Below are 12,848 nucleotides of genomic sequence, written 5' to 3'. Positions count from 1 at the left end.
GGGGGAAGGTGAGAGAATGGCACCTTCCCTCCCTTTCTCAGCATGAGCGCAAACAAAGGCTGGAGGAAGGTGCGGATCATCCGATATGACGTTTCACCATAATATACTCGTACCACCGGTCGGCAACCCGCAGTGCGAGATACACCAGCGTCAGAACTACTGCTGTACGACCGATCCACCACTGCTTCCAAAGCCACTCTAATGCCAGCGCCATACACAGCGCTGCTAGCGGCAGCATAAAGAAGACCTGCTTGAGGATCATATCGGCAATGTTCCAGCTCACGAGCGAGTAGAGCACGAGCACTGCCCACCAGCCGAAGAGCAATCCATGCGCACGGCGCGCAGCCGACCATGCCAGAATTGCTCCACCGACAATCAGCACAATACCCGGCCAGGTCAGATGGTTAAGCATATACGCCCCATCAATAGCCGGTGTGGGCAGCGGCGATGCTTCGGCGCGCACCACTCGTTGACTGAGGGCGGAGCTGATAGCCGGCAATGTCTCGGTGACGATCACCGGTACATACCACACGTGATAGATAACAAATGCTATCCCCTCGGCGATAGCCAGACCCAACAGCAACAGCTTACCCCGTTGTATTGCTTTCGTCTCACGCCGGATCAGCTCAAACAGAGCGTAGATACCCATCATTGTAAACGCCATGATTCCCACTACCGTATATGTAAGCATTGCCAGCGCTGCGGCGGCTGCAACGCCCCACAATGCCCGTCGCTCGCCGGGCTGATCGTCGTAGGCCAGAACAACTGCAATCAGTACCAGCGTGCCCCAAAGTCCTAGTTGAGTGGGCCAGTTTCCCCACGAAATCAGAAAATATGGTATCAGCAAGAGATGATAGCAACCGGCTGCTGCTACCGCCAGTCCCGGTCGTCCGAACAGACGGAGGGCGATGTACGCAATGAACAGACTGCGTGAAACGTCGAGTGCTGTATTTAACACATTCGACGCCAGACCCAGATCGATGCCAATCAAGCCAAATGGGGCCGTAATGAGGTACCAGAGCGGCGAGTAGGGAAAATGTCCACCCTCGAAGCCGACCGTCTCGCCAAGCAAGGTGACTCTACTCGGTACAACAAGCTCCATGAAGCGTCCGTCAAGAACTAACTGCGTGCGCGGTACATGCCAGCGTTCATCGTAGACAATGGTCTGGGGATAGATGACACCACCAATCTTGATCAACGCTGCCAGCAATACAATGCGCCAGAGCCACATTTCATGCCACTGCGGCAACGTTTCGCCACCACGGGCAAATGCAAAACGGGTGAAGCTCCGCAATGGACCTAAACAGACGTGGAATCCCAACAACAATCCCCACAGCATTGGCGTAAAGATAGCCCACCAGATACGGAAAGTGGCCAATAACCCCCCCAGAGTGATCAGGACGGTTACCACGATCACACTTGCCAGTGCGCGCTCGACAGCTAGGCGTCGTAATAGCCAGTAACCCAGACCACCAATCAGCGCCAGATGAATGGCTTGCCAGAATGGCCAGCCATATTCCAACTGATACGCCGCGATCCAATCGATAACCACGCCTAATTGCCGGGGATCATTAGGAGTGGTAAACGTTGAGCTGGTAAGATGGATGTTCAGATCATCATCACCGGGCGGCAAGAGAATGTAGTAACGAGCAATATCACTGCGTAGGCTTACCTTTATCGGTTCAATCTCTTGGGTGTCGATCACCAACTCAGCCGATGACACACCTTCTGGTCGGTATCCGCTAGCTTTTATGAGCAGTGTTGTCCAACTCGATCCAATACCGGGGAACGAGACACGAGCCTCAGCTTTGGTAAACGAGTAGGAGAATTGTTGATTCCGTTCTAACCCATGAAAACCCTCGATGTACGGCAGTGCATATGTGGTACCAATATCGATCTGTCCAGCAGGTGATGCTAAGCCTGCCAGACCAGCACAAACCATCCCCACTAGCATCACGCCAATGATGAACCAAACATCGTGCGATAAGTGTCGAAGCCGCTGTCTCATAATTGCTCCCGTAGTGGTAGTTCCCGATAAGCGCCAAAGTGAATATCAATGAGTCGTGCGGAGACCATCCACGCATACCTGAAATGCAACCCAAGGCGTAGAGACGAGCGTGGCCTCTGCGACAATGTCCACCCGTTCAGGCCTGGTGCCTCTTACACAAATCATACACTCTTCCCCTGTTTTGACATTGTTCCTGTGCTATACTACCAAAGCAGATCAATGTTGTGATCTGCACACCCGCCATCCGGCGGACAACATAGAGGGACTGCAATGAGACTGGAGCGATTTACCGAAAAAGCGCAAAACGCCTTCCATATTGCGCAAGAGATTATGCAGGAGCATCAGCATTCGCAGCTCGATGTCGAGCATCTTTTTCTGGCGATGCTCCGTCAGCGCGACGGTCTGGCGGTTCGAGCTTTGACACGACTCAACGTCGATCCACAAGAGGTTGCCCGTCGTGTCGAGCGTGAGCTAGAAAAGTTGCCTAAAATTCTTAGCCCTTATGGAACGGGCACGCAGGTGTACATTACACCGCGTACCCAACGGTTGGTAAAGCGAGCCGAGGAAGAGGCCAATCGCTTGGGTGATCAGTATGTTGGCCTTGACCATCTGCTGATTGCGCTAACCAACGAACGCGATGGCCCATCGGCAAGGATTTTGCAGAGTTATCAGATTGATCAGGAGCGGATTTACCAGGTGTTGATGGATATTCGTGGTAATCAGCGCAGCGATGATCCGTCAGCAGAGAACCGCTACGAGATACTAACGAAATATAGCGTCGATTTGACCGAGCTGGCTCGTGAAGACAAGCTCGATCCGGTTATTGGCCGGGAAGCTGAGATCGCACGGGTCATCCGCATTTTGTCGCGTCGTACCAAGAATAATCCGGTACTGGTCGGTGAGACCGGTGTTGGCAAGACGGCGATTGTTGAGGGCCTGGCACAACGTATCGCACGTGGTGATGTGCCTCCAACGCTACGCGACCGTAAGCTACTGGCGCTCGATCTGGCCGGAATGGTGGCCGGTTCTAAGTTCCGCGGCGAGTTCGAGGAACGTCTCAAGGCTGTCATGGACGAGGTGCGCAATGCGAAGGGGCGCATCATTCTCTTCATCGATGAGCTGCACACCGTCGTCGGAGCTGGTGCAGCCACTGGCAGCATTGATGCCTCGAATATGCTAAAACCGGCTCTCTCGCGTGGTGAAATTCAGGTGATCGGTGCTACTACTATCGACGAGTACCGCAAACACGTTGAGAAGGATGCTGCGCTTGAACGGCGCTTCTCACCGGTCTTCGTGGAAGAACCGGATCCAGAGACAACCATCGAAATGTTACGCGGTTTGCGTAAGCGGTATGAAGAGCATCACCAGTTGACCATCAGCGATGAAGCGCTGAAAGCGGCGGTGCAGCTATCGAATCGTTATATTAATGATCGCTTCTTGCCCGATAAGGCTATCGATTTGATCGATGAAGCCAGCGCCAAGCTCCGCATCGACATCTTCTCGATGCCGCCCGAACTAAGAGCAAAGGAAGAAGAGCTGAAGCGCTTACAGGCTGAAGAGGAAGAGGCTGGCGCTCGCCGTGACTACGAGCGAGCCGCTCTCTTACGTGCTCGCTATCTCGCCCTGCAAAGCCAGTTTGAAGCAGAACGTAGTGAATGGCTGGCGCGTAACAATCTTGATGAGGTTGTTGATGAAGAGGACGTGGCCCAAATCGTTTCGAGTTGGACGGGCGTGCCGGTAAGTCGAATGCTCGAGACCGAACGTGAGAAGCTGATCCACATGGAGGAACGGCTGCACGAACGGGTTATCGGGCAACATGAGGCTATTGTTGCGCTCAGCGATGCGATCCGTCGGGCACGTTCAGGTCTGCGCGACCCGCGTCGTCCCATTGGTTCATTCCTCTTCGTTGGTCCTACCGGTGTCGGTAAGACCGAGTTAGCGCGAGCCCTCGCCGAATTTATGTTCGATAGCGAAGAGGCAATGACCCGCATCGACATGAGCGAATACCAAGAGCGTCACACTGTGAGTCGCTTGATCGGTGCCCCACCTGGTTATGTCGGTTATGACGAAGGTGGTCAGTTGACCGAGAGCATCCGTCGCCGTCCCTATCAGGTGGTACTCTTCGATGAGATCGAAAAAGCTCATCGTGATGTGTTTAATGCACTGTTACAGGTGCTCGAAGATGGTCGGCTGACCGACGGTCAGGGGCGAACGGTCGATTTCCGCAATACAATCATTATCATGACCAGCAACGCTGGTACTGAGCATTTGCAGGGTGGCGGGATCGGCTTCAGTGTCGGTAGCCGAGGCGCAAAAGTCTTCGATATGCGCGAGGCGCGGAAGAAGGTTGATGAGGCGCTTAGACAGACATTCCGGCCCGAATTTCTCAACCGAATCGATGAGATTATTCTCTTCCATCCGCTCTCAATGGATGATCTGACCAAGATCGTTGAGTTGCAGGTTGCCGAACTGGTCGAGCGTTTGCGCGAACAACAGATCGGCCTTACCCTGACCCAGGCTGCCAAAGAGTACCTGGTTCAGGAAGGATACAACCCGGTCTTTGGTGCGCGACCACTCCGCCGCACAATTCAGCGATTGCTCGAAACCCCTATCTCGCGTGAGTTGCTGAAAGGGAACTTCCGACCAGGCGATCTGATTGAGGTGGATGTCGAGAACGGCCAGCTTGTCTTCCATCGCGGTGGTGTCCTCACCATCGAGGAACCCCGCCCTGCTGAACCACTTGATGCGTGAACTGTAATCTACGATGCCGGGTTTGTCATCTTTATTTATCCGGCATCGTGGTATGATCGTAATTGATACGCAGCAGGTGTTTGTTCTCAGATCAGGAGTGGCCGTGACAACATCTGATATTGCAACTCAACTCGTTACTGCTCAGCGCCGGGCTGCTCGTCTGCGCAACGCATTAATGACGGTAGGCGCTTTTTTCACAACTGCTCGCCAATCCGATCCTTTGCCAATGCTTCGCGATCTGTGTGGCGAATGGCTGTTGGCCGATAAGGTCGATATTGTTGTGCCTGCTGGTACCGGCAGCTTGCGTTCGCACGCGCCGACCATGCTGGTTGGCCCAATCACTATCGGGCGCCGTGTTGTCGGTCGCATCGAAGTGACGCGCGCTAACCCACCGTTTGATAGCGATGATCGCGAACTGCTCACCGCGCTTGGGCAAGTTGTCGGTGCTGTTCTTGAACAATCATCGCTACAAGGACAGCTCGATCAGTATCTCAACCAGGCTCGTGCGCACGCTGATACTCTCGACCAACTGTTGCATTTTGGTCGTCTGGTCATCAGTGCTACTGCCGATCCACTCCATCTCGGTCTACAGCTCGCCACGCAGGTACCTGCGATGGTTGGTGGTGAACGGGCATCACTGTTGTTGATCCCGCTTGATAACGAGGAAACACCGCTGCTGATCCTCAGTAATGGTCACATAGCGACCCCTGAGCGTGCCCGCGAAGTGCGCGATCAGGGGTTTGCCGGTCTGGTATTGCGCGAAGGGCAACCGCTGATCATCGATGAAACTGAAGCTGATCGACGCTGGCTATCATTACGTACACACGAGATCGATGCACCGACGCGGTGTGCAATGGCTGCGCCGCTACGCTGGGGATCGCGCTTACTTGGTGCTATCACCGTCACTACAACCCGTAGCCGTCGTTTCGACAGCTCGCATCTCAATCTGCTTGAACTGGTTGCCTGCCATATTTCGCTTGCCATCTATGCTGCCGATCTCGAAGTGCGTCGTAAACGTAGTGTCAAACACTTGAATGCGATTCAAGATCATATCAATGCCGCTCTCACGGCGGCTCGTGCTGGCGATCTCAAAGCTCTGGATCAGATTGAAGCACAGCTTCAGGATATGCAAGTCGCACTTCGCACACTGTCGCTCAATGTCTCGGTTCTCCCTAACGACTACGAACAAGCAGATGAAACCTGAGATACCATGTATCGCTACGCCAGAAAATAGATGTAGCACACCTGAGTGTGGAACGACCGTCTTACCTCGTTATCGTTACGATACATACGTCAGACAGCTCATCGCTGAAAGTCATAACAGGCCCCCTGTGACTCGTTGTAATATCGGGGTAAGCAATAGAGGAAGCAGGCAGAGCTACATACCGTGTATTGCCTAATCTCTTTCGTCTCTCGAAAACAATATCGAGAATGAGTTTGAATATTTTCTTGCCAGTACTGCATCTCCTGCATCTCTAGCTATTCGGCTCCTTGTCAAGTTCCCTCTCTTTATCGCCACAATGTCTGATTGTGGTACGTACCTACGCCAACCCCTGCAACCGTCGCAACTCGGCCTCTAACTCACGCAGACGGACTTCAAGCTCGACCCGCGCTGCTGCTTCCCGCTGAGCCTGTTCCTCCGCCTCCGCCCGCGCTGTTGCTTCGCGTTGGGCCTGTTCTTCCGCTGCTCGCGCTCGTGCTTCCGCCTCTGCCCGCGCTGCCGCTTCCTGTCGCGCTCGCGCTTCCGCCTCCGCCCGCGCTGCCGCTTCCTGTCGCGCTCGCGCTTCCGCCTCCGCCCGCGCTGCCGCTTCCTGTCGCGCTCGCGCCTCAGCTTCCGCCGCCTGCTGCACCACTGTCGCGTAGTCGCCAAACGCCGTGCCGTCGTCGGCGTAGCACACCACGTGGTCGCCTTCCACCCCCACCCACAGGTCGGCCAGCTCCAGATACACCCACCCCCGCTCGTCCGGCGGTTGCAGCCGGTAGGTGTCCCCTACCAGCCGGTAATCGAGTAACCGGAGCTGCCGCTCCCCCGCCGTCCAACGTTGTCCACAATCACATACTGCGCCACCCCCGCCCGTGCGTAGTGCGCCACCTTCCACACCACATCGTTCTCCCGCGTCTCCGGCGAGGTGATCTCAATCATCAACGCCGGTCGTACCCCCGCTTCCGCCACGTCAAACGTGCTCCAGTCGCGCCGCTCGCGCAGTCCCGGAATGACCATCACGTCCGGTCCGTGCGGCCGCAGGTCGGGCACGTCCCACGCCACCCGCACATCACTCAGCACGATGGCCCGCCCGTGCGCTTCGAGCCGGGCGCGCAACACCGCGGTGAGGTACATCCGGTCGGTTTCGTGGCGGTCACTGTGCACGATGAAGTCTCCCACTTCGGGGTGCAACACGTCCTCGAGGGTGAGCGGCACCGGTTCGAGGTGGTCGGGGTCGTCGGGGTGGGCCGACGGACGTAGCGCCAGCCGTAGCGGAAGGGGTCTTCTTCGGGGAGCGGTGCAGGTGCGGTGGCAGTAGGATGGGTCATCGCAGTTCCTCCTTGCTGTGGTAGGTGGGTCTGCCGGTATTGTAGCACAGCGCTGGGCAGGATGCAGGGGCAACGGCGGCAGCGCAACGGGCAGCGGTGGTGGTGTTTTCCATTCATTGTGTCTTCCTGGTGCTCAAAATGGTGCTCAATAAAGAAAGCGTTTGAGCGGCCAAAAAGTTACACGAAAAACACGGTAATGCTGAACCTACCCGAAACGGTCGGTTACAGGACGAGTCCACCCGCTCACCTCACAACGCGACGGCGCACGAGAACAAGAGAGTTCTGAGCGCCTATCCGAATAATCCCCTATGACATCACGACGGATGAACCTCGGCGATGGAGGCAACGCGATTGATGAGCTGCACGAGGCAGGGCGAGATGTCGCCTCGCCCCTACAGGTATCCACGACGATGGTCACGGCGCACCTATTCAACCTCTCCTGTTGTAGCAGCCGCTCGGTCGGGGCGCAGCAACGCTGCGCCGGTACATCCATCGACGGCTTTCATCCGTTCCACCGTGAGACGGTGATTCGGATCGGCACGTAGAGCCTGATCAAAAACCCAGATGTCTCGTTGGGTACGTCCTGTACCCGCGCAACCATTGCGTGCGGGCAGCCCTCACCCCGGCCCCTCTTCCGCGCTGCGGGAGAGCTGGTGCGTGAACGCGGTAGCGTTGCCAGACGCAGGAACCCTTCTGCTCCGCTCATCTCCCTTCCTCGTCCGTAGCGTGGGAGAAATACACAAATGAGCCTGCAGGATGTCTCGATTCGTCAGGTAGCATCTCCCCTTCCTCGCCCACAGCGTGGGAGCGGAAGGGCTGGGGAAGGTGAGGGCAGCCCTCACTCCCGGCCCCTCTCCCGCGCTGGGGGAGAGGGGGAGCTGGTGCGTGAACGCGGTAGCGTTGACAGACGCAGGAACCCTTCTGCTCCGCTCATCTCCCTTCCTCGTCCGTAGCGTGAGAATTCCAGTGGCAGTAGGATGGGTCATCGCAGTTCCTCCTTGCTGTGGTAGGTGAGTCTGCCGGTATTGTAGCACAGCGCTGGGCAGGATGCAGGGGCGAGGGTGGCAGCGCAACGGGCAGCGGGTGGTGGTGTTTTCCATTCATCGTGTCTTCCTGGTGCTCAAAACGGTGCTCAATAAAGAAACCGTTTGAGCGACCAAAAAGTTACACGAAAAAACGCGGTAATGCTGAACCTACCCGAAACGGTCGGTTACAGGACGAGTCTCACCCGCTCACCTCACAACGCGACGGCGCACGAGAACAAGAGAGTTCTGAGCGCCTATCCGAATGATCCCCTATGACATCACGACGGATGAACCTCGGCGATGGAGGCAACGCGATTGATGAGCTGCACGAGGCAGGGCGAGGCGCCGCCTCGCCCCTACAGGTATCCACGACGATGGTCACGGCGCACCTATTCAACCTCTCCTGTTGTAGCAGCCGCTCGGTCGGGGCGCAGCAACGCTGCGCCGGTACATCCATTGACGGCTTTCATCCGTTCCACCGTGAGACGGTGATTGGGATCGGCACGTAGAGCCTGCAAAAACCCAGATGTCTCATTGGGTACGTCCTGTACCCGCGCAACCATTGCGTGCAGGGGCAGCCCTCACTCCCGGCCCCTCTCCCGCGCTGGGGGAGAGGGGGGAGCTGGTGCGTGAACGCAGTAGCGTTGCCAGACGCAGGAACCCCTCTGCTCCGCTCATCCCCCCTTCCTCGTCCGTAGCGTGGGAGAAATACACAAATGAGTTTGCGGGATGTCTCGATTCGTCAGGTAGCATCTCCCCCCTTCCTCGCCCACAGCGTGGGAGCGGAAGGGGGCTGGGGGGAAGGTGAGGGCGGCCAAAGGGATGGTGAGGGTCCCCAGGCACGCTCCTCGTTATCAAGACCACGAGTTTCTAATCAGGCACTTAGACCTCAACGCCATCCCTCGCGGCGTAGTCGTGCTACAAATTCACTAAGTAGCAGCGCAGTGGCTCCCCATACCTTATACCCATTCAGGGCGAAGAACGGTACCCGCATCGGTGTCCCATTACGCTCCCAAATCTCTTCTTGCACGGTTGCCGTATCGAACAGGGTGGGTAGTGCGACGGTAAATACGCTTTCTACCTCTTCAGGATCGTGTACCGGTTCAAATGCGACCGGGTAGAAACCAACAATCGGAGTCAGATAGTTGTTGCTCGGTGGAATATAAAACGTCGTGAGTTGCCCGAGCACGGTAACTTGCCCTGCATCAATGCCAATCTCCTCTTGAGCTTCACGCAGCGCTGCGCCAATCGCACCGTTGTCAGTGGGATCAATGCCACCGCCCGGTAGCGAAACTTCGCCCCGATGGGTAGTGACTCGACTCGACCGCACTGTTAACGGAATATACAGGGTGTCTTCTTGGGGAAAGAGAAGCAGGAGCGCTGCCGATGCTCTTGGTGTGACACCAGGTGGTGGGTGAAACGGACGCAGTGGTGTGCCGTCGAGTCGGCGTAACACAAGGAGTTCACCTAATGATGGTGGTGGTGTTGCTAATGCTCGACGAATGATCTCAATTTGTTTGTTCCAGTCCATACGTGCTCCGTGGTTTTATATGTCTGATTGAATATTGTATGCTTCCTCTACCTATAGATGAAGGCTTTTCTTGATTTTTAAGCGATTTTCAACGTTCTCAGGCTTAGCGAAGCGATACCGGTAAACCCAACACACGCCGTTACGTATCCTCTAGAAAGCGGTGAAAGGCAGACCCATCTCAAGCTATCACCCCTTGCTCATCTGAGGATAGAGGAATCTGCCCTACCATACGGCGAAGAATCGGCGCGAGAATGGAGGCCGTAGACGCTTGTCGAGAGAGGAAGCTGCCGCTTCTGTCTGCGCTGCTTCACTCGTTCCTCTCCTCGCTCACAGCACTGCTACCGGTTAGGGTGAAAACGTTGAAATGCCCTGAACCCAGATGCCGATAGCTTGCCGTCACTGCACTTCTCCGCTACAATCGAATTATCAGCACCAACTGTTCAGCAAGGAGGAGCGCGTGTACAACCTGCAAGAGCAGATTCAAGCCGATTACGACCATGTCATCCATCCTCTGACCCATCCAACGGCACATCAAAACCCGAAAATCTGGGTTGCTGGCCGCGGGTCGATTGTGATCGACGCTGAAGGCCGTGAGTATATTGACGGACTCAGCGGTTTGTGGAACGTGAACGTTGGCCACGGCCGTGAAGAGTTAGCCGAAGCGGCTTGCAACCAGATGAAGCAACTCGCCTACTATTCATCCTATGTTGGCTCAACGAATCTGCCGGCAATTGAATTAGGACGTAAGCTGAGTCAACTCTTTTATCCGAGCATCAATCACTTCTTTTTTACCTCAGGCGGCGCCGAAAGCACCGAAAGCTCATTTAAGACAGCCCGTTTCTATTGGAAAGCCGTCGGTAAGCCCGAAAAGGTGAAGTTCATTTCACGTATGAAAGGGTACCACGGTGTCACAATGGCTGCGATGAGTGCAACTGGTCTGCCCGCGTATTGGCCGATGTTTGAGCCACGAGTACCCGGTTTTATTCACATCGAGTCACCCTATCCGTACCGCTTCGTCAATCCAACCCCACACCTGAGTGATGGTGTTGCCGCTGCGAATTTGCTCGAAGAGGCAATCTTACGCGAAGGCCCAGAAACAGTTGCCGCGTTCATCGCCGAACCGGTGCAGGGTGCCGGTGGTGTTATTCCTCCACAAGATGACTATTTCAAGCGCATTCGTGAGATTTGTGATTACTACGAGGTGCTGCTTATCAGCGATGAAGTGATCACCGGTTTTGGCCGCACCGGGCGCTGGTTTGGATTGGAGCATTACGGGATCGAGCCTGATATTGTCCAGTTTGCCAAGGGCATCACTTCAGGCTATATTCCGCTCGGTGGCATTGGCGTGAGTGACCGCATCTATGAGGCTATGGTATCGGTGCCACCTGAACAACGCTGGATGCATGCCTTTACCTATTCGGGCCATCCGACGGCTTGTGCTGTGGCGTTAGCCAATATTGCCATCATTGAACGGGAAGGGCTGGTGCAGCGAGCGGCTGAAGTCGGCGACTATATGTTGCGTCGGTTGGAGGAGTTATATGCGCTGCCTCACGTTGGCAATGTACGCGGTAAGGGCATGATGGCGGGGATTGAGTTGGTAGCCGACACTGCGACGAAAGCGCCCTTCCCGGCCAGCGCTAATGTCGGTACCCGCGTTCAGAAAGAGATGACAGCACGCGGTCTTTTTACCCGTGTCGTGGGTGACACAATTTGTCTGGCGCCGCCGCTCGTCACCACTTACGAGCAGATTGATCAAATTGTGCAGATTATTGCCGATTCAATTGCAGCAACCATCGCTACTCTGAAGTAAGGCTGTTCAGCGTTTTCGGCTTCAGGTTGTATGCAAAGACCGAGCTTTGCAACAACGGAACAGCACTGACGCATGGTCACGCACCCGCTGACGGCGATCCCCGCTTTACCTGGTCGCCTGAGAGCACAGGCCAGAGGCCCGCATGTGCGGTGATACAGGTGACTACAACACTCGTTTCATCACAGGTGTCTGGTGGAGCGTCACCCCGTCCGAGCACCTCCTTCCTCACCCCTTGTAGAAGAGGAAGAGAGGCCAAGGGGAAGTGAAGAGAGCACCCTCCCCCCTTCCTCACCCCGTGTGGGAGAGGAAGGGGGCTAGGGGAAGGTGAGGGGCCATGAGGTACGTTTATGCTTTCCCTTCCAACAGCCAGTTATCGATCAATCGTACCTGATCAAACCGTACCGCCATCGAGAGCAAAGCCCCTTCCGGCCCAATCTGATCCAACTCGCGCAAGGTGATCGGATGCGCAACGCTCACATACTCTGCTTTTGCCAGCGGTTCAGCCGCAATAATCCGCTGCATGAGCGACCGTAACGTATCTGCATTGCGTTCACCAGCTTCATAACATTCGGCAGCCGCTCGTAAGGCCCGGTACAACACCGGCGCCGCAGCACGCTGTTCCGCCGTCAAATAGACGTTACGGCTGCTCATCGCCAGACCATCGGCTTCGCGAACCGTTGGCACAATCACGATCTCAACCGGTATGTTGAGATCACGTACCATCTGGCGTACCACCACGGTCTGTTGAGCATCTTTCTGTCCAAAATAGCTCTTTGTCGGTTGCACAATGTTGAACAGCTTACAAACAACCGTTGCTACGCCGCGAAAATGACCAGGTCTAGCCGCGCCTTCCAGCACCTCATCGGCAGCAGGCTGAACAACGTAAGTGCCGAAGCCAGGCGGATACATCTCCTCCACAGAGGGTATAAAGACAAGATCGACGCCGGCTTTTTCGAGGAGAGCCAGATCGCGTGCTGTGTCACGTGGATAGCGAGCGTAATCTTCGTGAGGGCCAAACTGGGTCGGATTGACGAAGATACTCACTGCGACTGCCGGACATTCGCGGCGGGCCTGTTCCACCAGCGCCAGATGCCCTTGGTGTAGATACCCCATGGTTGGCACGAATCCGAGTGTGCTGAATGCCGATCGCGCCCGACGAAACTCAGCGATTGTATGTAAGACTTCCATATC

General features: G+C 55.8%; 7 protein-coding genes and 1 pseudogene. 3 read left to right on the top strand and 5 right to left on the bottom strand.

All coding sequences use genetic code 11. From position 1 onward, the window contains the following. Nucleotides 1-76: 76 nt before the first annotated feature. Nucleotides 77-2,008 carry a hypothetical protein gene (locus QTO31_RS02925; RefSeq protein WP_301428040.1) on the bottom strand — a complete coding sequence of 644 codons (1,932 nt, stop codon included), beginning with the start codon at nt 2,006-2,008 and terminating at the stop codon, nt 77-79. Between the two features lie 270 nt (nt 2,009-2,278). Between QTO31_RS02925 and QTO31_RS02920 the strand changes: the two genes are divergently transcribed. After that, nucleotides 2,279-4,759, top strand: a complete 2,481-nt coding sequence (locus QTO31_RS02920; protein ID WP_031461029.1) for an ATP-dependent Clp protease ATP-binding subunit — start codon at nt 2,279-2,281, stop codon at nt 4,757-4,759. A gap of 103 nt (nt 4,760-4,862) precedes the next feature. Further along, a complete protein-coding gene (locus QTO31_RS02915; RefSeq protein ID WP_301428039.1) occupies nt 4,863-5,963 on the top strand; it encodes a GAF domain-containing protein in 1,101 nt (366 codons plus the stop codon). 337 nt (nt 5,964-6,300) lie between these two features. Here QTO31_RS02915 and QTO31_RS02910 read toward each other — a convergent pair. The 3 genes and pseudogenes from QTO31_RS02910 to QTO31_RS02900 all read right to left on the bottom strand — a co-directional run bounded on the left by QTO31_RS02910 (nt 6,301) and on the right by QTO31_RS02900 (nt 9,847). After that, nucleotides 6,301-7,291, bottom strand: a pseudogene (locus tag QTO31_RS02910) (Uma2 family endonuclease). A gap of 1,414 nt (nt 7,292-8,705) precedes the next feature. Further along, entirely contained in the window at nt 8,706-8,834 is a 129-nt protein-coding gene (locus QTO31_RS02905; protein WP_301428038.1) for a hypothetical protein, read from the bottom strand. A gap of 371 nt (nt 8,835-9,205) precedes the next feature. After that, complete coding sequence (locus QTO31_RS02900) at nt 9,206-9,847, bottom strand: NUDIX hydrolase (RefSeq protein WP_031459399.1); 642 nt, start codon at nt 9,845-9,847, stop codon at nt 9,206-9,208. Between the two features lie 457 nt (nt 9,848-10,304). Between QTO31_RS02900 and QTO31_RS02895 the strand changes: the two genes are divergently transcribed. Beyond that, entirely contained in the window at nt 10,305-11,657 is a 1,353-nt protein-coding gene (locus QTO31_RS02895; RefSeq protein ID WP_301428037.1) for an aspartate aminotransferase family protein, read from the top strand. A gap of 345 nt (nt 11,658-12,002) precedes the next feature. On the opposite strand, the gene panC is transcribed toward QTO31_RS02895, so the two are convergent. Continuing rightward, complete coding sequence (gene panC, locus QTO31_RS02890) at nt 12,003-12,845, bottom strand: pantoate--beta-alanine ligase (protein WP_031459397.1); 843 nt, start codon at nt 12,843-12,845, stop codon at nt 12,003-12,005. Nucleotides 12,846-12,848 lie beyond the last annotated feature (3 nt).

This window comes from Chloroflexus sp. MS-CIW-1 (genome assembly GCF_030444705.1).
Classification (GTDB): Bacteria; Chloroflexota; Chloroflexia; order Chloroflexales; family Chloroflexaceae; genus Chloroflexus.
Note: the sequence above shows the minus strand (reverse complement) of the source record. Positions and strands in the feature narration are given on the sequence as shown.

Bases quoted from the DNA above. Each gene is read 5' to 3' on its own strand.
- QTO31_RS02925 (WP_301428040.1), bottom strand. From the start codon at position 2,008: ATGAGACAGCGGCTTCGACACTTATCGCACGATGTTTGGTTCATCATT.
- QTO31_RS02920 (WP_031461029.1), top strand. From the start codon at position 2,279: ATGAGACTGGAGCGATTTACCGAAAAAGCGCAAAACGCCTTCCATATT.
- QTO31_RS02900 (WP_031459399.1), bottom strand. From the start codon at position 9,847: ATGGACTGGAACAAACAAATTGAGATCATTCGTCGAGCATTAGCAACA.
- panC (WP_031459397.1), bottom strand. From the start codon at position 12,845: ATGGAAGTCTTACATACAATCGCTGAGTTTCGTCGGGCGCGATCGGCA.